Origin of the sequence: Streptomyces sp. NPDC021212, assembly GCF_044332925.1 — a bacterium.
In the GTDB taxonomy this organism is placed as follows: domain Bacteria; phylum Actinomycetota; class Actinomycetes; order Streptomycetales; family Streptomycetaceae; genus Streptomyces.
This window is the reverse complement of record NZ_JBIRPZ010000007.1, coordinates 46,780-66,803: the sequence shown is the minus strand read 5'-3', so window position 1 is coordinate 66,803 and position 20,024 is coordinate 46,780. Positions and strand designations below refer to the sequence as shown.

Sequence of the window (20,024 nt, the reverse complement as noted above, 5' to 3'; positions counted from 1 at the left end):
GGCCGCGGAGCCCATCCAGGCACCGGCGGTACCTGGATAGCTCCTTGGCAGTCGCGCACACTGGGGCCGTGGACAGACGAGAACTGGCGGCCTTCCTGCGCAGCAGGCGCGAGCGGATCACCCCCGCCGACGTCGGGCTGCCCGCCGGGCCGCGCCGCCGCACTCCGGGGCTGCGCCGCGAGGAGGCGGCCCAGCTGGCCTACATCTCGACCGAGTACTACACGCGGCTCGAACAGGCCCGCGGCCCGCGCCCCTCGCGCGAGGTACTGACCGGGCTGGCCCGGGCCCTGCGCCTGTCGGACGCCGAGCGAGCCCACCTCCACCACCTCGCCGGCGCCCCGCCCGCCCCGCCGCCCGGACCCTCCCGCGAGGTGCGGCAGAGCATCCTCGACCTGCTGAACCGGCTGCCGCAGGCCGCCGCGATCGTGACGTCCGCGACGCTCGAGGTGCTTGCCTGGAACGATCTCGCGACTGCCCTCATGGAGGACTTCTCCGCCCTGCCGCGGCGCGACCGCAACCTGGTGCGCCGTGCCTTCCTCGGGCCGCACCCACAGGGACGGCGGTTGTATGGAGTGTCGGACGCGGACGTGTTCGCCCGTACCTCGGCCCAGCGGCTGCGCGCCACCGCCGCCCGCTACCCCGACGACCCCGAGGTGGCCGAACTGATCGCCGAACTCCGCGACGGCAGCGAGGAGTTCGCCCGGCTGTGGGACTCCCACGACGTGTGCACCGAGCCGACCCTGTGCAAGACCTTCCACCACCCGATGGTCGGCCCCCTCACCGTCAACTGCGATTCCCTCGACATCACCGACCGGGACCAGCGCGTCGTGATCTACACCGCGACCCCCGGCTCCTCGTCCGAGGAGGCCCTGCGGCTGCTGTCGGTCGTCGGCACGCAGCGTATGGACCTGCCCCGCTGACACCCGCCTATCGTGAAGCCCCGATGCCCGGCCGTACTGAGGAGCGAGTCGATGGGAACGCCGACGGGAGCCGCCACCGGGGAGCTGCGGCGGCACCTCGGGGTGTTCGACGCCGTGGTGATCGGGCTCGGGGCGATGATCGGCGCGGGCATCTTCGCCGCGCTCGGCCCGGCCGCGGCCGCCGCCGGGTCCGGGCTGCTGCCGGGGCTCGCGCTGGCCGCCGTGGTGGCGTACTGCAACGCGACCTCCTCCGCCCGGCTCGCCGCCCGCTATCCGCGCTCCGGCGGCACCTATGTGTACGGCCGCGAGCGGCTGGGGGACTTCTGGGGCTATCTGGCCGGGTGGGGATTCGTCGTCGGCAAGACCGCCTCCTGCGCGGCGATGGCCCTCACGGTGGGCTCCTACGTATGGCCCGGACAGGCGCACGCGGTCGCCGTGGCGGCCGTGGTGGCGCTCACCGCGGTCAACTACGCGGGCGTACAGAAGGCCGCCTGGCTCACCCGGCTGATCGTCGCCCTCGTGCTGGCCGTGCTCGCCGCCGTGGTCATCGCCTGCCTGACCGGCGGCACCGCCGAGCCCGCCCGTCTCGACCTCGGCGCCGACGCCACCGCGGGCGGCACCCTCCAGGCCGCCGGGCTGCTGTTCTTCGCCTTCGCCGGGTACGCGCGCATCGCGACCCTCGGCGAGGAGGTGCGCGACCCGGAACGCACCATCCCCCGCGCGATCCCGGTCGCCCTCGGCATCACGCTCGTCACCTACGCGGCCGTCGCCCTCGCGGTCCTCGCCGTCCTCGGGCCGGACCGCCTCGCGCACGCCACCGCCCCGCTCGCCGGGGCGGTACGCGCCGCGGGCGCCCCCGGGCTCGCGCCCGTCGTCCGTATCGGGGCTGCGGTCGCCGCGCTCGGCTCCCTCCTCGCCCTCATCCTCGGCGTCTCGCGCACCACCCTCGCGATGGCCCGCGACCGCCATCTGCCGCCCGCCCTCGCCGCCGTCCACCCGCGCTTCCACGTCCCGCACCGCGCCGAACTCGCCGTCGGCGCGGTCGTCGCCGTCCTCGCCGCGACGACGGACGTCCGTGGCGCGATCGGCTTCTCGTCGTTCGGCGTGCTCGTCTACTACGCCATCGCCAACGCCTCAGCCTGGACCCTCATGCCGGCCGAGGGCCGCCCCGCCCGTGCCGTGCCGGTCGTGGGCCTGGCCGGGTGCGTGGCCCTGGCCTTCGCCCTGCCGCTCACGTCCGTCGTGGCGGGAGCGGCGGTGATCGCGGCCGGTGCGGTCGCGTACGGCCTGCGGCGGAGGGTCTAGCCCAGGCCACGGTGCCGGGACCGCAGTAATGATCACCCCGCTGATCTGGGGGTTCTGCGCTGGTTGGCATGGAATCGCGCCTTCTTCTGGCGATTCCCGCACGTGTTCATCTCACACCATCTGCGGGTGCGGCTCTGGCTGGTGTCGAAGAAGGCGGCTTGGCAGGTGGGTGATGCGCACAAGGCCAATTTTCCGTCTCGTTCGCCCGAGATGATGTCGATCGCGTCGGCGGCGATCACGCCGAGGGCGTCTTCCACGCGGGAAGCCGAGCTGAGCCGCCATCGCCGCTCACCCTCGGGCGTCAGGACGGCCGCGGCCCGGCCCTGAATGCTGCGGTCATTGATGATCTGGACAGCAGGTGCAGGGAGGGCGTCCTGGAGCGCGGCCGCTGTCGCGGCCGCGTGAATCGACTCCCTCAGTTCCCGGGCGAGGTCGAGCTGGGCAGTGGTGCAGGAGTCCACGGCGAGGCCGTTCACCGCCAGCCAGTCGACGAGTCGGTGCGGTACGGGAATGCGCTCCACGGCGTCGCCACGGCGCTCCGTCAGGGTCGCCGTGAAGCTGGTCGCCAGCACCTTACCGAGGCGAAAGTCAGGGAACCCATCACGCATGGAACCACCTTAGCTGGTTGTGCGTCGGCATGAACACATGCTAGAACCGTCTTAGCCGGTTCCGCGATGACCAGGAGGTCTCATGCTCGGTCCCACCAGCGACGTCCACACATTCGAAGCCCACGCAACTGAGGCCGACCTCGACGATCTGCGCGCGCGACTGGCCGCGGCGCGGCTACCGGAGGCCGAGACGGTCCATCGCGCCGGCCCCGACCCTCGCCGATGGGATCAGGGCGTTCCTCTCGCCGACCTCGTCGATGTCGTGAACTACTGGCGTACCGGGTACAACTGGCGGACGTTCGAAGAGCGCCTCAACCGGATCGGCCAGTTCCGCACGACCATCGATGGTCTGGGAATCCACTTCCTGCACCGCCGATCCGCGCGCGCGGATGCCACTCCTCTGATCCTGACGCACGGCTGGCCGGACAGCATTGCTCGATTCATCGATGTAGTGGACGAGCTGGCGGATCCGAAGGACGCGGACGCGCCGGCGTTCCACGTCGTGGTCCCGTCGCTGCCGGGCTTTGGTTACAGCGACAAGCCGGCCACCACCGGATGGGGAACCGAAAAGATCGCGGCCGCATGGGTGGAACTGATGGGAAGGCTCGGCTACGGCACGTTCGCAGCCCACGGCGGCGACTGGGGAGGCAATATCACCACGGTGCTCGGCGGCAGGTTCCCGGCGCACGTTCTCGGCATCCACACAACGTTCGCGGAGGGACCGCCCGGGGTGACAACGGACGGGCTGACGGCGGTCGAGCGCAGGTGGGCCGAGGAAACCCGCGATTTCTGGCGCCACCGCGCGGCGTACGCGAAGCAGCAGGCGACCCGGCCGCAGACCATCGGCTACTCGCTCGTCGACTCACCGGTCGGGCTTCTTGCCTGGATCCTCGACAAGTTCGCGGAATGGTCGGACACCGAAGACAGCCCGTTCGAGACGATTTCCAGAGACAGGGTTCTTGACGACGTCACCTTGTATTGGCTGACGCGGACCGGCGCATCATCGGCCCGCATCTACTACGAAAGCCACAACTCGCTGGACCCCGAACTTCGGGTCGACGTCCCGTCAGCAGTGACCATGTATCCCCGCGACGTCGAGAAGTGCCCGCGCCCCTGGGCACAGGAACGGTACCGACAGATCGTCCGATGGAGGGTGCCCGAAAGCGGGGGACATTTCCCGTCCTTGGAGGTTCCCGAGTATTTCGTCAAAGATCTGCAAGAGGGCCTCGCGGCAGTGCTGGCCGCCAATCGGTGAACGCGGCTGGGTGACTTTCCGATGTTCCGGTAATCCCAGGCCGCGTACGTCGCGTGTGCCGCCGCGGCCTCGGGGCCCGGGCGCATGGTGAGGGTCACCCGCTCCACGGGGAGCCCGTCCAGGATGCGGGTGTGCAGCCCGACGACCTCGGCCCCCTCGCGGGCGAGGGCCACGCGGAAGCGGCTGGGTGCCGGGCGGGCGCCGTCATCCAGGACCGGCACGGGCCCCTGTACTGGCTGGTGCGGCCGGGCACCTACTGGCGCATTCCCGTCGGACTCGACCGCTACCTCACCGACGCCGCGCGGCTGCGCGAGGCCCTGGTTCTGGCCGGTCAGGAGAGTGCGCGGTGATGTCGCAGGTCTGCGCGCGCTGCCGGCGGCCGACCCGGGAGCCGGTCGTCGTCGCGGTGGAGTACGGCGCCGGCGTCGGCGGCGGGACCGCGTAGGCGTGCCCCGGCTGCGCGCCCGGCTTCCCACAGCCGCGCGACCCGCTCGCCGAGATCGAGGCCCTGCGCCGGGCCGGCGGGCCCCACGGGAGGGGCCCGACGCCAGGGTGGCTCACAGCAGCGTCGGCGCGTGGAACGTGCCGAGAGCGGAACACGCCTGGAACCGGCCGCCCATGACCCTCAACGCGGCCTCCGCCCCCTGCTCGACCTCGCCCGCGAGGTCGCTCGCGAGCAGGGCCGCGGGGACTTGCCCGACGCCGCCGTCGGCGGCGCCAGCGACGCCAACTTCGTCGCCGCCCTCGGCCTGCCCGTTCTGTGCGGCATGGGCGCCGTCGGCGACGGCGCCCATGCCCAGGGCGAGTTCATCTACCCCGACACCGTGCCCGCCCAGACCGCCCTGGTCGCCGGACTCCTGCGACGACTGGCCGGTACGGCCGGGGATTTCCTGGCGTCCGGTGAAGAGCCCGGTGATCAGCCGAACTGGCCGACCCGGTAGTCACCGGCGGGCTGCTGGACGATGACGTTCAGGCGGTTGTAGGCGTTGATGAGGGCGATGAGGGACACCAGGGCGCCGAGCTGCTCCTCGTCGTAGTACTTGGCGGCGTTCGCCCATGCCTCGTCCGTGACGCCACCGGCCGCGTCGGCGATGCGGGTGCCCTGCTCCGTCAGCTCCAGCGCGGCCCGTTCGGCATCGGTGAAGACCGTGGCCTCCCGCCAGGCCGCGACCAGGTTGAGGCGCACCGAGGTCTCCCCGGCGTGCGCGGCCTCCTTGCTGTGCATGTCGGTGCAGAAGCCGCAGCCGTTGATCTGGCTGGCGCGGAGCTTGACCAGTTCCTGTGTCGCGGCCGGCAGCGTCGAATCCGAGACCGCCTTGCCGCCCGCGGTGAGGTGCTTGAGGAAGGTGGCGCCGGCCGGGTTGCCGAAGAGGTTCAAGCGAGCATCCATCGTGGGCTCCTCGTGTCGTCGTAGGTCGATACACCTCTCTGACGGAACAGCGCGGCGAAGTGTGACATCGGCGAGTGTGACCCGCGTCTCCTGTGAGGGGCATGGTCCGGAGACACCAGAAACCCGCCGACTGAGTTTTTCGGGTGACAACCCCATCCGGTTTCGGGGGTTTCCCGGAGTGTGCTGAAGTGTCCGCCGTCCCTAGCGTGCGGGCATGTCAGGATTCCGACACATCAGGGCCTTCGCGGCGTGCGCGGCGGTGCTGGCCGCCACCGCGACGGCCCCCGCCGCCGTCGCCGCCCCGGACCCGTTGGCCCGCTTCCACGGCCAGTACGTCGACTGGCACGCCTGCGCGCTCGGCCCCGATGACGAGCTCGGCCAGAGGCTGGACGCCGCAGGCGCCGACTGCGCCGACATCACCGTGCCGCTCGACTACGCCCACCCCGGCGGTCGCACCCTCACCGTCGCCATATCCCGCCTGAAGGCCACCGACACCGCCCACCGCGTCGGTCCGCTGCTGCTCAACGACGGGGGACCGGCCGGCCCCAGCCTCCACATGCCGCTGACCAAGTCGGAGGTGATGGGAGAGGTCGCCGACCGCTACGACCTGATCGGCATGGACCCGCGCTTCGTCGGCCGCAGCACCCCGCTCGACTGCGGCTGGGACCTCGGCTCCGCCTTCCTCCGCTCGGCCGGTGCCGACCTCGTCGCGTACCGCCAGGAGGTCGCCGTCGCGCGTGACCTGGCCGGGCGGTGCAAGCGCGCCCACGGTGACGTGCTTCCGTACGTCACCACCCGCAACACCGCCCGCGACATGGACGTCGTCCGCGCCGCCCTCGGCGAGGAGACCATCTCCTACCTCGGCTACTCCTACGGCAGTTACCTCGGCGAGGTCTACACACAGCTCTTCCCCGGCCGCACCGATCGCATGGTGCTCGACGGCGTCAATTCCCCCGAGTACTACAACCAGACCCTGCTGCGCGGCGCCGAGGCGGCCAACGAGGCGGCCCTGCGCGCCTGGGCGTCCTGGGCCGCCGCACGGCACGCCACCTACCGGCTGGGCGCCACGCGCGGCGAGGTCCTCGCGACGGTGAACCACATCCTCGACGCCGCTGCGCAGCAGCCGCTGCGCATCGGGGAGGCGTACCTGCTGGACGAGCACGTCCTCCCCGCCCTCTTCATCGGCGGCCTCGGCAGCGACCTCGACGAGCGGCGCGCCGACCTGGCCCGGACCGTACGTCTCCTGGCGCGCGCCGCGGACCGGGAGCCGGTCGAGCCGCCCCACAAGCTGGCGCAGCAGCTGGAGTTGCTGCTGACCGCGGCGGGCTCGGCCCCCTCCAGCCAGATGACCGCGATCATTTGCGGCGACGTGGCCGAGCGGCGCGGCGTCGGCAGCTACTGGCGCGCGGTCGAGAAGTCCCGCGAGCGGTTCCCACTCGCCGGGCCTTTGGCCGGCAACATCACCCCCTGCGAGTTCTGGGACCGGCCCGCCGAGGCGCCGACCGTGCTCGACAACGACGTCCCGGCCCTGCTCGTCAACGCCACCGGCGACCCCCGCACCCTCTACGCCGGCGCCGAGGCCATGCGCGAGCGGTGGCCGAGCTCCCGGCTGCTCACCGTGGAGGGCGCCCGCCAGCACGGTCTGTACGGCGAGTACGGCAACGCCTGCGTCGACGAGCGCGTCAACGCCTACCTGCGCACGGGGCGGCTCCCCGCACACGACCTGACCTGCGATGCGTAGCCCTGGCAGCGCCGTACGGTCCCGCCGTGGTCGAGTGCGGCGTGCTCGGGCCGGTCATGCCCACTGTCACCGGCCACTCGGCTCGGGCAGGCCGATCGGGTTCGGGAAGCGGAGCGCGGCGGCGCAGGCGCGGGAGACCGGGGTGAGGAGGGTGGTGAGGTCCCGGGCCGCTTCCGGGGTCAGGGCGCGCCAGGGGCGTCCCGCCGCGCGGTCGGTGGCCGACTCGACGGCCCGCAGCAGTTCGCGTCCGTTCCGGCCGGCGGTGCCGTCGGGGAGGAGCAGGCCGCGTTCGGTGAGGCGGAGGCGGGCCGCCTCCCACTCCTGGTCGGTCCAGCCGCGGTAGGGCTGGAGTTCGGTGCGCGGGATGTCGGTGCCCGCGCGGAGGGCGAGGGCCTCGCAGCCGTCGAGCCCGGCGGCGACGAGGGCGGCGACATGGCCGTCGCCACGGTGTTCGCGCAGCAGGGTGGCGGCGTGCCACAGGCGGGCCAGGGGCTGGTCGGGGAAGTCCAGCGAGGCGTGGGCGGCGGCCAGGACGCGGCCGGCGGTGTCGAGTCCGGCGGCCCGGGGCACCAGGGCCTCGCCCGCTCGTTCCGCCTCGCGCTCGTGGCCGGTGAGCAGGCGCCGCAGGGCGGCCACGGCGCCCGCGCGGCGTAGCTCCAGGGCGCGTTCGGGGGCGGTCAGCTGCCATACGTCGGGCAGGGCGCGGGCGACCATGGCGGGCGCGAAGGAGAAGAAGGCGGCGGCGACGGGCTCCGGCCCGACCGGGCCCAGCGGCGCGGCACGGCAGGCGAAGTAGCCGCGCCAGAAGCCGCGCAGGCCCGCGTCCTCGTACGCCGCCAGGGCCTCGGGGGCGAAGTAGGCGACGGCGTGGATCGGTTCGAACAGGGTCCACATGGTGCGGGCGGTCGACGCCGCGCGGTCCTCCATCGGTGGGCCGCCTTTCCGGGCAGGGTGTCGATCAGGGCTGTGTGTCGGGCTCCCGGATGATCGCCAGGAGTGTCAGCGCGGCACCGGCCAGCCGCTCGTCCCCGTGGAGCGTCGCCCGGGAGCGGGCCGCCTCCGAGGTGATGCCCCGGGTGGCCAGGCGCCACAGCCCGTCCGCGTCGATGACGGCCTCGGCGGTGGGCGGGGCGTCGGTCGTGCCGAGGCGCCAGTGATCCTCCTCGCGTACGGCCGTCCACCGGCCGCCCGCCGGGCCGGGCACCCGGATCCGTACGGAGGTGCCGTCCGGGGCCGGGTGGTCGCGGAGGGTGTGGGGGAGGGCGCGCAGGAACGTGTCGAGCACCGGGTGCAGCAACTCCGGGCCATCGGCACCCGGTTGGCCCACGGCGTCGCGGATCTGCTGCTGGTGGACCCAGAACTCGGTGTATTCGCGGGCGGTGTCCAGCCAGTTCGGGGCCGGGACCCCGGGCGCGGCCCAGGAGACGTCGAAACCGGCGGGCGCGTCAGGGGCGAGGCGCGCCCAGTGGTCGTCCAGCTGTGGCCCCAGCGTGGCCAGCAGGTCGGTCAGCAGCCGGGGGCTGAGCAGCCGTGAGGTGCCGCGTACGAACTCCTGGTTGGTACGGGTGATGTACGCGGGCAGCGTCTCGCCGGGGCCGAAGGGCTGCCCGGGGTGGCCGTCGCGGCCGCCGGACAGCCGGCGGATGTGGTCGTGGAGGAGGTGCCCGGCCACATCGTGCACGTCCCATCCGGGGCACGCGGTCGGGCGCCGCCAGTCGGCGGGATCGAGCCCGGTCAGCAGGTCCAGCAGGGCGCCGCGGTCGAGAGGGAAGAGGGGGCGTACGTCCAGCGGGGGCCCGAGGCGTGACCAGTCCATGCCCGGGGATTGTGCCAGGACTACTTGGCGCCGCCCAGGTAGAACAGCAGATAGAGGAAACCGGCGAAAATATGTACGCCGACGACATAGATGAAGACCCGGACGGAGACCGGGATCGGTGCCCGGTCCTGCTCCCGCGCCGTCTTCGGAGCCGGGGCCGGAGCCGGGTCTGTTGGGGACTGGTGAGGGGTCGCGTCGTTCATGGAGTTCAGGGCCTTCCTCCGCGGCGGGCGGCGTCGCCGAGGCACAGCTCGGCGGCCCCGCTCTGCAGCAGGGTGTGGACGAAGAGCAGATCCGTACCGCCAGGGGAGGCGGCGGCGATGCGGTGCGGGGTGAGCGAGTCGAAGTGGGCGGCATCGCCGGCGTCGAGTACGTGGACGGCGTCGCCGAGGGTCAGCCGCAGCCGCCCGTTGATGACGTACAGCCACTCCTCGCCCGTGTGGACGCGCACCAAGTCGTCCTGGGCACCCGAGCCCTCCGGCACGTGCAGCCGCAGCGCCTGCATCGCCCGGCCGGAGCCGCCGGCCCGCCAGTACGTCCAGCCGCCCGCCTCCTGCGCCTCCATCCGGTCGGCGCGCACAATGGGGTCCTGGCTCGGCGGCACCTCGCCGAGGAGGTCGGATACCGTGGTTCCGTAGGTACGGGCCAGGGCCAGCAGCATGGGGAGCGACGGCTGGCGGCGGCCCGTCTCCAGCCGGGACAGATGCGCGGGGGAGAGCCCGACGCGGTGGGCCGCCGTCTCCAGGGTCAGCCCGCTGCCGCGCCGCAGATCCCGCAGGCGGGGAGCGACGGTGGGCAGTTCGGCGGAAGGCTGGGCGGACGGTTCCGCGTGGTCCCCCTCGGGGAACGGGTTCATATCTCCGGTATACGAGGTCTTCGCCTCCAAGGCAAAAAGCTTGCCTGAGAGGCAAAATCACGGTCCGGTCTCGCCTTCTCCGCTTCGCGCGTCACCCGTGAACTCCGCGAAAACTCCCGTCACTTGGCATTGACATGCCATGGTCTACGCGCGTCATGCTAGAGGGCATGAAAATCCCCCCACGGATTGCCCGCATCGGCGCCTTCGGCGCCCTCGCCGCCTCGCTTCTCGTCGGCGGCACGGCCGCCACGGCCACCGCCACCCCGGCCGCACCCACGACCGTCGCGTCGGCCCAGGTCATCGCGGACGTCGGCGACATCTGCTACTCGAAGCTGCCGTCCCAGGCCCATGACACCCTCGACCTGATCGAAAAGGGTGGCCCGTACCCGTTCCCGCAGGACGACACGGTCTTCCAGAACCGCGAGGGCATCCTTCCGGCCCAGTCCTCCGGCTACTACCACGAGTACACCGTCATCACTCCCGGCTCCGACGACCGCGGCGCCCGCCGCATCGTCACCGGCGAGAAGAAGGACGAGGACTACTACACCGCGGACCACTACGAGTCGTTCGACCTGGTGGACCGCGGCTGCTGAGCCGTCGCCCCAGCCGTACGGCCCACCGCACGAACCGCACCTCACGAACCGCCACCCCCCACGCGCAACGGCCGCCGCCCCGCCAGGCAGCGGCCGTTGTGCTGTGCACGCACGCGGGTGCGCGAATGATCTCGGTCTCTTTGGGAACGATCTCGTGCCCCCGGGCCGCCGTTTGTCGGTGGTTGCCGATACCGTTCCGGTAGTAGTGGACGCGCGGGGAGGCAGCGGTGGCGAACGGTCCGGAAGTGGTCACGTGCGGCGAGGCGATGCTGCTGCTGCTCGCGGAGCCGGGAATACCGCTCGACCGGGCCGTGCACTTCCGCCGCTCCGTGGCGGGCGCCGAGTCCAATGTGGCCGCCGGGCTGGCCCGGCTCGGCCACACCGTGCGCTGGCTCGGCCGGGTCGGCGCGGACCCGGCGGGCGAGGCCGTGCTGCGCGAGCTGCGCGCCGACGGGGTGGACGTCTCGCAGGCCGTCGTGGACGAGCAGGCGCCCACCGGGCTGCTGCTGCGCGACAGCCATCCGCACCGCGCGATCGACGTGCAGTACTACCGCATGGGATCGGCCGCGTCCCGTCTCACCTCCGACGAGATCAGCCCCGACGCGCTGGTCGGCGCCCGGATGCTGCACATATCCGGGATCACGCCGATGCTCTCGCCGACCGCCGCGGCCGCCAGCCGCCGGCTGGTGGAGCTGGCCCGGGAGGCCGGGGCGAAGGTGTCCTTCGACCCCAACGTCCGGCGCAAGCTGGGCGGTGCGGCCCAGTGGGCGCAGACGGCGGGGCCGTTGCTGCGCGAGGCGGATCTCGTCCTGGCGGGGGAGGACGAGCTGGAGCTGCTCACCGCGCAGCCCGCCGACGAGGCCGCGCAGGAGCTGCTGGAGGGCGGCACCCAGGAGGTCGTGATCAAGCGCGCCGACCACTCCGCGACCGTCATCACCTCGGACGGCCGCTGGCAGCAGTCGCCGCACTCGGTGCCGCTGGTCGACCCGATAGGCGCGGGTGACGGCTTCGCCGCGGGGTATCTGTCGGCGAGGCTGCGCGGGCTGTCCGAGCCCCGGGCGCTGGCCGAGGCCGCGTGTGTCGCCGCGCTCGTCGTCCAGGCCGCGTCGGACACGGACGGACTGCCCTCCGCGCTCGCGCGGGACCGGGCGCTCGCCGAGATCGTCAACGGCGGCGACGGGGTCCACCGCTAGCACCGGGTCCAGGCCCGCCGGCACCCGCGTCCCGTTCGGTTCAGTTCGGAGAAAGCAAGATCCTCAAGCGCATCGCAGCACCGCACCACACCCATCGCACACCGCTCACCGCCGCATATCCCGGAGGCACAGGGGTGCGGCACGATCAGGCAGCAGACCCTAGGAGAGGAAAGGCGGCGACTGCCGTGTACCGCTGGGAGATCACCCGGGCCGCGTTCGCGCAGCGCGTCCTCGCCATCGTCCGCAGCGACACCTACGACCACGCCACGGCGACGGCGGACACCCTGCTCTCGGCGGGCATCACCAGCCTGGAGATCTCGCTGACCACGCCCTTCGCGCTGGAGGCGGTCACCACCCTGATCCGGGAGATCGGAGACGACGCGGTGATCGGCGCGGGCACGGTGCTCGACGGCGCGTCCGCCCGGATGGCCGTCGACGCGGGCGCCCGCTTCCTCGTCTCCCCGAGCCTGGACGCCGACGTCATCCGCACCGGCCACCGCTACGGCCTGCCGGTCTTCCCCGGGGTCTCCACCCCCACCGAGGCGGTGCGCGCGATGGAGCTGGGTGCGGACGCGCTGAAGCTGTTCCCCGCCGCGGCGTACGGGCCGCGCTGGATCAAGGACGTACGGGCCGCGCTGCCGCAGGCCGCCTTCGTGCCGACCGGCGGGGTGACCGTGGCCGACGCGCCGGACTGGATCGCCGCCGGGGCAGTCGCCTGCGGAATGGGCTCGGCGCTCTCCGAGGGCGACCGCGACACCGTGGCCAAGCGCGCCTCCGAGCTGCTGGCCCGCCTCGCCGACGCCGACCCGCCGCTGGACGACCCCGGGTCGGAGCGGTACTGACGGCGGCTCGCCCCCTGCGGCGCGTCCCGTTTCCCGGATTTCCCGGATTCCGGCTGGTGACCGACGGGTTCACCCGGACGGCGTCTTCTGGCACCCTGAGCGCGCCGTGATCATGCCGCTGCCGAGGAGTCCCCATGAGACGCGCCGTCACGCTCGCCACCGTCGCCGCCGTGCTCGCCGCCACCGCCGCGGGCTCGGCCCTGGCCGACGGCACGGCGTCCCGGCCGAGCGCCGCCGCCGCGGCCGATTCCACCGCGCGGCACGGCACTCTGCTGGACCGGGTGCCCCAGCGTGGCGTGCTGCGCGTGTGCACCACGGGCGACTACCGGCCGTTCAGCCATCGCGATGCCAAGACCGGCGCCTACACCGGCATTGACATCGCGATGGCGGGCGACCTGGCCAAGAGCCTCGACGCCAAGCCGACGTTCGTCGCCACGACCTGGGCGAAGCTGGTCGACGACCTCGCCGCCGGGCGCTGCGACATCGGCATGGGCGGGGTGTCGGTGACCCTGGAGCGGGCCCGCAAGGCGGCCTTCAGCGAGCCGTACCTCACCGACGGCAAGACGCCGATCGTGCGGTGCGAGGACGAGAAGAAGTACCAGACGCTGGACGACATCGACCAGCCGGGCGTCCGCGTCGTGGTCAACCCGGGCGGCACCAACGAGCAGTTCGCCCGCGCCCACATCAAGCGGGCCACCCTCACCGTCCACCCCGACAACACCACGATCTTCGACGAGATCATCGACGGCCGCGCGGACGTGATGATGACCGACGCGAGCGAGACGCGTTACCAGTCGAAGATCCACCCCGAACTGTGCGCGGTCCACCCGGACAAGCCGTTCTCGTTCTCGGAGAAGGCGTACGCGCTGCCCCGCGCCGACGCCCAGTTCAAGAATTACGTCGACCAGTGGGTGCATCTGGCGACGCACGACGGGACGTACCGGAAGTACGCGGACGAGTGGCTGGCGCGCCCGGTTGAGTGACGATGTCCAAGGCGGCCCGCTGTTCGTCACCGTGCTGTGAGGCGGACCCGGGGCAAGGAGTACCGGCGGGCCGTACCGATGGTGTTCCAGGACCCGTTCGCCTCGCTGAACCCCGCGCACACCGTGGGCCACCGCCTCACCCGCCCGCTGCCGGCGGGCGGCCGGGCGCGGCGCGGGGCGGACGCCGAGGCGAAGGCGCGGGAGTTGCTGCGCTCGGTGAACCTCACGCCCGCCGACGACATGGCGCACAAGCGCCCCCACGAGCTGTCGGGCGGGCAGCGGCAGCGCGTCGCGATCGCCCGCGCGCCGGCGCCGGGGCTCGAGGTGCTGCTGGCCGACGAGCCGGTGTCGATGCTGGACGTGTCGATCGGCTGGAGATCCTGGGGCTGCTGGACCGGCTCAAGGACGAGCGTGGGCTCGCCCTGCTGTACGTCACGCACGATCTGGCCACCGCCCGGCACTTCGCCTCGGAGGTGAGGGTCATGTACCGGGGGGAGATCGTCGAGCGCGGCCCCAGCGACGAGGTGATCCTCGCGCCCCGCCACCCGTATTCCGGCCGCGCTGCCCGTACGCCATGGATGCCTGTACGCGGCGGCCGCCCGAGATGGAGGTGGGCCCGGGCCACGGGTCGCGCTGCTGGTTACGGACAGACACGAACGACAGCGTTGTCGATTCCCCTGCGTAGTTTGTCCGGACAACAGAACTTCACGACTTCCCGTCATCTGTTCATCCGGCTACGCTCGCCCCGTGGCAAAGCAGGAAGAAGACTCCTCCGGCGGGGCGGATGCGCCCCAGTTCAGCGTCGACCGCAGCAGCCCGGTCCCGCTCTACTTCCAGCTGTCCCAGCAGCTGGAGTCGGCGATCGAAAAGGGACGGCTGGCACCCGGGAGCCTGCTCGGCAACGAGATCGAGCTGGCCGGGCGGCTCGGGCTGTCCCGCCCCACCGTCCGCCAGGCCATCCAGTCGCTGGTCGACAAGGGCTTGCTGGTGCGGCGCCGGGGCGTCGGCACCCAGGTGGTGCACAGCCAGGTCAAGCGCCCCCTGGAGCTGAGCAGCCTCTACGACGACCTGGAGGCGGCGGGTCAGCGCCCCGCCACCCGGGTGCTGCTGAACACCACCGAGCCCGCCACCGCCGAGGTCGCCGCGGCGCTCGGCATCGCGGAGGGCACCGAGGTGGTGCTGATCGAGCGGCTGCGGCTGGCGCACGGCGAACCCATGGCGCACCTGTCCAACCGGCTCCCGGCCGGGCTGCTCGAGCTGGACAGCGCGGAACTGGAGGAGACGGGCCTCTACCGGCTGATGCGCGCCGCGGGAATCACCCTGCACAGCGCCCGCCAGGCGGTCGGCGCCCGCGCGGCCACCGTCGACGAGGGGAAGCAGCTGGGCGAGCCCGAGGGCGCACCGCTGCTGACCATGGAGCGGACGACCTTCGACGACACGGGCCGGGCGGTCGAGTTCGGCTCGCACACCTATCGCGCCTCGCGCTACGCGTTCGAGTTCCAGCTGCTCGTACGTCCCTGAGCCCGCGTCCCACGGCCCCCTGGAACCCCGGCCGCGTCCCGTAACGGATACTTGGCGGCGGCCGGGGCCGATCATGTCGCTCCCGGCCGCCGACATGAAACGGGACAAGAGGGACGAGGCTTCTTCGTGGCCAGAGTTGGGACAGGGGCACGCGCGCTGACCGCCGCCGTGCTGGCGACACTGTTGGGCGCGGCCCTGGCCGGGTGCAGCAGTACCGGCGGGCTGCGGGCCGAGAAGCGGGCCGCGCAGGCGGCCTCGGGGCATGCGGCGGTCAACACCCCGCGGATGACCTTCGCCATGGTCACCCACTCCGGCGACGGCGACACCTTCTGGGACATCGTGCAGAACGGCGCCAAGCAGGCCGCCGTCAAGGACAACGTGAAGTTCCTCTACGCCCACAACGAGGAGGGCAAGGAACAGGCGCAGCTGGTCCAGTCGTACATCGACCAGAAGGTCGACGGCCTGATCGTCACCCTCGCCAAGCCCGACGCCATGAAGTCCGTCGTGCGGCGCGCCGAGAAGGCCGGGATACCGGTGATCACGGTCAACTCCGGTTCCGCGGAGTCCAAGAGGTTCGGCGCGCTCACCCATGTCGGCCAGGACGAGACCATCGCGGGCGAGGCCGTCGGCGACGAGCTGAACAAGCGCGGCCGCAAGAAGGCCCTGTGCGTCCTGCACGAGCAGGGCAACGTGGGCCACGAGCAGCGCTGCGACGGCGCCGAGAAGACCTTCGACGGCAAGCTGGAGAAGATCTACGTCGAGGGCACCAACATGCCCGACGTGGAGTCCTCCCTCGAGGCCAAGCTCCAGTCCGACCAGGACATCGACACCGTCGTCACCCTCGGCGCACCGTTCGCCGACACCGCCTCCCAGGCCGTCGAGCAGGCGGGCAGCAAGGCGGAGATCGACACCTTCGACCTCAACGCGAAGGTCGCGGCCGGGCTGCAGGACGGCACGCTGGGCTTCGCCGTCGACCAGCAGCCGTACCTCCAGGGGTACGAGGCGGTGGACCTGCTCTGGCTCCAGCGCTACAACGCGGACGTGCTCGGCGGCGGCAAGCCGGTCCTCACCGGCCCGCAGATCGTCACCAAGGACGACGCGAAGAAGCTGGCGGCGTTCACGAAGCGGGGCACCCGATGAGCGCGGAGACCCTGCCGCAGAACGACGAGCCGCAGCCGAACGACGCCGAGGCGCGCCCGGTGACGCGGACCCCGCTGCTGCGGCGCCTCGCGGGCCGCCCGGAGCTGGGCGCGGTCGTCGGCGCCGCCGCCGTCTTCGTCTTCTTCTCGATCGCCGCCGACGCCTTCCTCCAGTGGTCGAGCTTCAGCACCGTGCTCTACGCCTCCTCGACCATCGGGATCATGGCGGTGCCGGTCGCGCTGCTGATGATCGGCGGTGAGTTCGACCTGTCGACGGGCGTCCTGGTGACCTCGTCCGCGCTGATCTCGTCGATGGTCTCGTACCAGATGACGGCGAACGTCTGGGTCGGCGCCGGGGTGTCCCTGCTGGTCACCCTCGCCATCGGCTTCTTCAACGGCTATCTGCTGGTGCGCACCGACCTGCCGAGCTTCATCATCACGCTCGGCACCTTCCTGATCCTCCAGGGCTGCAACCTCGGCTTCACCAAGCTGATCAGCGAGACCGTCTCCACCAAGACCATCGCTGACATGGAGGGCTTCCCCTCCGCCCGCCAGGTCTTCGCCTCCCACCTGACCATCGGGGACGTGGAGGTCCAGATCACCGTGGTGTGGTGGTTCGCCCTGATCGCGCTCGCCACCTGGATCCTGCTGCGCACCCGCGCCGGGAACTGGATCTTCGCGGTGGGCGGTGCCAAGGAGGCGGCCCGCGCGGTCGGCGTGCCGGTGAACCGCACCAAGATCGGGCTCTACATGGGGGTCGCCCTGGCGGCCTGGATCTCCGGACAGCATCTGCTGTTCAAGTACGACACCGTCCAGTCCGGTGAGGGCGTCGGCAACGAACTGCTCTACATCATCGCGGCCGTCATCGGCGGCTGCCTGCTGACCGGCGGCTACGGCTCGGCGGTCGGCGCCGCCGTCGGCGCGTTCATCTTCGGCATGACCAACAAGGGCATCGTGTACGCGCAGTGGGGCGCGGACTGGTTCAAGTTCTTCCTCGGGGCGATGCTGCTGCTCGCCACGCTGCTCAACTGGTGGGTCCGCAAGCGGGCGGAGGCAAGCGCATGACCACATCCGGGACTCCGCTGATCGAGCTGCGCGACATCGGCAAGCACTACGGAAGCGTCAAGGCCCTGGAGGGCGTCTCGCTCGACGTCCACGCCGGGCAGATCACCTGCGTCCTCGGCGACAACGGCGCGGGCAAGTCCACCCTCATCAAGATCGTCGCCGGGCTGCACCAGCACGACGAGGGCACCCTCGCCGTCGAGGGGGAGGAGACCCGGCTCGGCTCGCCGCGCGAGGCCCTGGACCGCGGCATCGCCACGGTCTACCAGGACCTCGCCGTCGTCCCGCTGATGCCGGTGTGGCGGAACTTCTTCCTCGGCTCCGAGATCCGCAAGGGCCGCGGCCCCTTCACCCGCCTCGACGTGCCCGCCATGCGCGAGACCACCCACCGCGAGCTGCTGCGCATGGGCATCGACCTGCGCGACGTCGACCAGCCCATCGGCACCCTCTCCGGCGGACAGCGCCAGTGCGTGGCGATCGCCCGCGCCGTCCACTTCGGCGCCAAGGTCCTGATCCTGGACGAGCCGACGGCGGCGCTGGGCGTCAAGCAGTCCGGGGTGGTGCTCAAGTACGTCGCCGCCGCGCGCGACGCCGGGCTCGGCGTGGTCCTCATCACGCACAACCCCCACCACGCCTACCTGGTCGGCGACCGCTTCGTCCTCCTCAAGCGCGGCACGATGGCGGGCAGTCACGCCAAGGACGAGATCGCCCTGGACGACCTGACCCGCCAGATGGCGGGCGGCAGCGAGCTGGAACAGCTCACCCACGAGCTGGCGCGTTGACTGGTGCGTGAAGGGGGCGGGATCCGCCGGGTGTCCGATTGCTCACCATGCACCGCGAGGGGCGGTTGAGGCACAATCGCACGGCGGGCCCCACCCGCTCCATGACCATCGCACGCCGAGGCCCCGGCCTCCCGAGACACCCGCAGGGACGACGAACTCTTGCGAGCACGCACCCGCAGCGACCGCATCCCCCGCACCGGTGAAGGGGCCGGCCGATGAGCATCTACCGCGAAAGAGTGCACCGGGGCTCGGCCCGGGCCACCGTGCTGCGGACCGTCGGCACGCGTGAGCGCCGCTCGCATCTGAGCGCGCCCCGGGTCCCCACGGTCGGCATCGACATCGGCGGCACGAAGGTGATGGCCGGGGTCGTCGACGCCGACGGCAACATCCTGGAGAAGCTGCGCACCGAGACGCCCGACAAGTCCAAGAGCCCCAAGGTCGTCGAGGACACCATCACCGAACTCGTCCTGGACCTGTCCGACCGGCACGATGTGCACGCGGTCGGCATCGGGGCGGCGGGCTGGGTGGACGCGGACCGCAACCGGGTCCTGTTCGCGCCGCATCTGTCCTGGCGCAATGAGCCGCTGCGCGACCGGCTCGCCGCGCGGCTCGCCGTTCCGGTCATGGTCGACAACGACGCGAACGCGGCCGCGTGGGCCGAGTGGCGGTTCGGCGCCGGACGCGACGAGGACCATCTCGTCATGATCACGCTCGGCACCGGCATCGGTGGCGCGATCCTGGAGGACGGCCAGGTCAAGCGCGGCAAGTACGGGGTCGCGGGGGAGTTCGGCCATATGCAGGTCGTGCCCGCCGGCCACCGCTGCCCATGTGGCAACCGGGGCTGCTGGGAGCAGTACAGCTCCGGCAACGCGCTGGTCCGGGAGGCCCGTGAGCTGGCCGCCGCCGAGTCGCCGGTGGCGTACGGGATCAACGACCGGGTCGGCGGCAACATCCAGGAGATCACCGGGCCGCTGATCACCGAGCTGGCCCGGGACGGCGATGCCATGTGCATCGAACTCCTCCAGGACATCGGCCAGTGGCTCGGCGTCGGCATCGCCAACCTCGCCGCCGCCCTCGACCCCTCCTGCTTCGTGATCGGCGGTGGCGTCAGCGCCGCCGACGACCTGCTGATCGTCCCGGCCCGGGAGGCGTTCCGGCGCACCCTGACCGGGCGCGGCTACCGGCCGGAGGCCCGTATCGTCAAGGCCCAGCTGGGGCCCGAGGCGGGGATGGTCGGCGCCGCCGACCTCGCCCGGCTCGTCGCCCGCCGCTTCCGCCGCGCCACCCGCCGCCGCGTCGAGCGGTACGAGCGTGCCGGGACCTCCCCGCTGCGGCTGGCGCCGCGCGGTCAGGCAGGCCGCGAGTGACCACCGCCGAGCAGCGTCCCGGAGGAGCCCCCGTGTCCGGTGCCCACACAAGCCCCGTCTCCGAGCGACCCGGTACGCCCGGCGAGCCGCCCGGTATGCCCGGTGCGTCCGGAGGTGACGGCGGCCGTCCGCCGCGCCGCTGGCTCAAGGCCGTGATCGTCTTCCTGCTGATCGCGATCCCGGCGGGCTATCTGGCGATCTCCGCCAGTCAGAGCCGCGACGGCGGCTCGGAGAAGGTCCAGGCGGCCAAGGCCAAGGGCCTCTCCGCGGGCTACCCGTCCCGGGTGCAGCGGCGCATCTACGACATTCCGATTCCGCCGAACTCCCTCAAGGTCGCTTCCTTCGAGACCAACTCGTGGAAGGTCAGCTCGCTGTACGTGCAGTTCGTCACGTCCCGCGACGGACTCGACAGCTTCCTGGGCAAGCTCGGCACCGGTCCCTCCGCGCTGAAGCAGGGCGCGGTGACCATCACGGACGCGCAGGCCAAGAAGGTCGGCTGGCAGGTCGGAGCCGCCGGTCACGACTGGTCCGGAATGGTGATCAAGCAGAAGCATCCGCAGCCGAAGCTGAGGATTACGGTCAGGAACGACAACCCGGCGCATCCGAAGGTCTACGTGGTCTCCACGATTACGCCGTAGGGACCCCTACGAC

Annotated in this window: 22 protein-coding genes and 1 pseudogene; 17 read left to right on the top strand and 6 right to left on the bottom strand. The window is 72.0% G+C overall.

The window, feature by feature from the left end:
• Window positions 1–68: 68 nt before the first annotated feature.
• Both ACH4SI_RS19820 and ACH4SI_RS19815 read left to right on the top strand, forming a co-directional pair.
• Window positions 69–920: a helix-turn-helix transcriptional regulator gene (locus tag ACH4SI_RS19820; protein WP_398297263.1), complete on the top strand. Its 852-nt coding sequence runs from the start codon at window positions 69–71 to the stop codon at window positions 918–920.
• A 51-nt stretch (window positions 921–971) separates the two neighbouring features.
• Window positions 972–2,225 (top strand): APC family permease, encoded by a 1,254-nt coding sequence (locus ACH4SI_RS19815; protein WP_398297261.1) that lies wholly within the window; start codon window positions 972–974, stop codon window positions 2,223–2,225.
• 32 nt (window positions 2,226–2,257) lie between these two features.
• On the opposite strand, the gene ACH4SI_RS19810 is transcribed toward ACH4SI_RS19815, so the two are convergent.
• The gene (locus ACH4SI_RS19810; protein ID WP_398297259.1) at window positions 2,258–2,833 is read right to left on the bottom strand and encodes a CGNR zinc finger domain-containing protein; all 576 of its coding nucleotides are present in this window, start codon (window positions 2,831–2,833) and stop codon (window positions 2,258–2,260) included.
• Between the two features lie 82 nt (window positions 2,834–2,915).
• Here ACH4SI_RS19810 and ACH4SI_RS19805 point away from each other — a divergent pair, with 82 nt between their 5' ends.
• From ACH4SI_RS19805 to ACH4SI_RS19795, 3 genes and pseudogenes are all read left to right on the top strand, one after another.
• Window positions 2,916–4,088: an epoxide hydrolase family protein gene (locus ACH4SI_RS19805; protein WP_398297257.1), complete on the top strand. Its 1,173-nt coding sequence runs from the start codon at window positions 2,916–2,918 to the stop codon at window positions 4,086–4,088.
• Between the two features lie 131 nt (window positions 4,089–4,219).
• Complete coding sequence (locus ACH4SI_RS19800; protein WP_398297255.1) at window positions 4,220–4,438, top strand: hypothetical protein; 219 nt, start codon at window positions 4,220–4,222, stop codon at window positions 4,436–4,438.
• 244 nt (window positions 4,439–4,682) lie between these two features.
• A pseudogene (locus ACH4SI_RS19795) lies at window positions 4,683–5,029 on the top strand (M20/M25/M40 family metallo-hydrolase); the annotation flags it as partial.
• Here ACH4SI_RS19795 and ACH4SI_RS19790 read toward each other — a convergent pair.
• Window positions 5,005–5,478 (bottom strand): carboxymuconolactone decarboxylase family protein, encoded by a 474-nt coding sequence (locus ACH4SI_RS19790; protein WP_398297253.1) that lies wholly within the window; start codon window positions 5,476–5,478, stop codon window positions 5,005–5,007. The pseudogene ACH4SI_RS19795 and the gene ACH4SI_RS19790 sit on opposite strands and share 25 nt — an antisense overlap.
• Before the next feature lie 214 nt (window positions 5,479–5,692).
• On the opposite strand from ACH4SI_RS19790, the gene ACH4SI_RS19785 reads away from it, so the two are divergent.
• Window positions 5,693–7,219 (top strand): alpha/beta hydrolase, encoded by a 1,527-nt coding sequence (locus tag ACH4SI_RS19785; RefSeq protein WP_398297251.1) that lies wholly within the window; start codon window positions 5,693–5,695, stop codon window positions 7,217–7,219.
• 66 nt (window positions 7,220–7,285) lie between these two features.
• On the opposite strand, the gene ACH4SI_RS19780 is transcribed toward ACH4SI_RS19785, so the two are convergent.
• From ACH4SI_RS19780 to ACH4SI_RS19765, 4 genes are read right to left on the bottom strand one after another with little or no spacing between them, the layout of a single operon-like run.
• Window positions 7,286–8,146 (bottom strand): hypothetical protein, encoded by an 861-nt coding sequence (locus tag ACH4SI_RS19780; RefSeq protein ID WP_398297249.1) that lies wholly within the window; start codon window positions 8,144–8,146, stop codon window positions 7,286–7,288.
• Between the two features lie 31 nt (window positions 8,147–8,177).
• Window positions 8,178–9,035: a maleylpyruvate isomerase family mycothiol-dependent enzyme gene (locus ACH4SI_RS19775; protein ID WP_398297247.1), complete on the bottom strand. Its 858-nt coding sequence runs from the start codon at window positions 9,033–9,035 to the stop codon at window positions 8,178–8,180.
• A gap of 20 nt (window positions 9,036–9,055) precedes the next feature.
• Window positions 9,056–9,238, bottom strand: coding sequence for a DUF6126 family protein (locus ACH4SI_RS19770; RefSeq protein WP_398297245.1), 183 nt, complete (start codon window positions 9,236–9,238; stop codon window positions 9,056–9,058).
• Between the two features lie 5 nt (window positions 9,239–9,243).
• Entirely contained in the window at window positions 9,244–9,891 is a 648-nt protein-coding gene (locus ACH4SI_RS19765) for a helix-turn-helix domain-containing protein (RefSeq protein ID WP_398297243.1), read from the bottom strand.
• 167 nt (window positions 9,892–10,058) lie between these two features.
• On the opposite strand from ACH4SI_RS19765, the gene ACH4SI_RS19760 reads away from it, so the two are divergent.
• The 11 genes from ACH4SI_RS19760 to ACH4SI_RS19710 all read left to right on the top strand — a co-directional run bounded on the left by ACH4SI_RS19760 (window position 10,059) and on the right by ACH4SI_RS19710 (window position 20,011).
• Entirely contained in the window at window positions 10,059–10,484 is a 426-nt protein-coding gene (locus ACH4SI_RS19760; protein WP_398297241.1) for a ribonuclease domain-containing protein, read from the top strand.
• A 227-nt stretch (window positions 10,485–10,711) separates the two neighbouring features.
• Window positions 10,712–11,677, top strand: coding sequence for a sugar kinase (locus ACH4SI_RS19755; protein ID WP_398297239.1), 966 nt, complete (start codon window positions 10,712–10,714; stop codon window positions 11,675–11,677).
• A 185-nt stretch (window positions 11,678–11,862) separates the two neighbouring features.
• A complete protein-coding gene (locus ACH4SI_RS19750; RefSeq protein WP_398297237.1) occupies window positions 11,863–12,519 on the top strand; it encodes a bifunctional 4-hydroxy-2-oxoglutarate aldolase/2-dehydro-3-deoxy-phosphogluconate aldolase in 657 nt (218 codons plus the stop codon).
• Between the two features lie 134 nt (window positions 12,520–12,653).
• The gene (locus ACH4SI_RS19745; protein WP_398297235.1) at window positions 12,654–13,502 is read left to right on the top strand and encodes a transporter substrate-binding domain-containing protein; all 849 of its coding nucleotides are present in this window, start codon (window positions 12,654–12,656) and stop codon (window positions 13,500–13,502) included.
• 36 nt (window positions 13,503–13,538) lie between these two features.
• Complete coding sequence (locus tag ACH4SI_RS19740; protein ID WP_398297233.1) at window positions 13,539–13,979, top strand: ATP-binding cassette domain-containing protein; 441 nt, start codon at window positions 13,539–13,541, stop codon at window positions 13,977–13,979.
• A 270-nt stretch (window positions 13,980–14,249) separates the two neighbouring features.
• Complete coding sequence (locus ACH4SI_RS19735) at window positions 14,250–15,023, top strand: GntR family transcriptional regulator (protein ID WP_398297231.1); 774 nt, start codon at window positions 14,250–14,252, stop codon at window positions 15,021–15,023.
• Window positions 15,024–15,149: 126 nt separating this feature from the next.
• The gene (locus ACH4SI_RS19730; protein ID WP_398297229.1) at window positions 15,150–16,163 is read left to right on the top strand and encodes a sugar ABC transporter substrate-binding protein; all 1,014 of its coding nucleotides are present in this window, start codon (window positions 15,150–15,152) and stop codon (window positions 16,161–16,163) included.
• Window positions 16,160–17,227, top strand: a complete 1,068-nt coding sequence (locus tag ACH4SI_RS19725; protein ID WP_398297227.1) for an ABC transporter permease — start codon at window positions 16,160–16,162, stop codon at window positions 17,225–17,227. Before ACH4SI_RS19730 ends, ACH4SI_RS19725 begins: the two co-directional genes overlap by 4 nt.
• A complete protein-coding gene (locus ACH4SI_RS19720) occupies window positions 17,224–18,006 on the top strand; it encodes an ATP-binding cassette domain-containing protein (RefSeq protein ID WP_398297225.1) in 783 nt (260 codons plus the stop codon). The genes ACH4SI_RS19725 and ACH4SI_RS19720 overlap by 4 nt, the downstream gene beginning before the upstream one ends.
• 215 nt (window positions 18,007–18,221) lie before the next feature.
• Entirely contained in the window at window positions 18,222–19,373 is a 1,152-nt protein-coding gene (locus ACH4SI_RS19715; protein WP_398297223.1) for an ROK family glucokinase, read from the top strand.
• Window positions 19,374–19,405: 32 nt separating this feature from the next.
• Window positions 19,406–20,011 carry a hypothetical protein gene (locus ACH4SI_RS19710; protein WP_398297221.1) on the top strand — a complete coding sequence of 202 codons (606 nt, stop codon included), beginning with the start codon at window positions 19,406–19,408 and terminating at the stop codon, window positions 20,009–20,011.
• Window positions 20,012–20,024 lie beyond the last annotated feature (13 nt).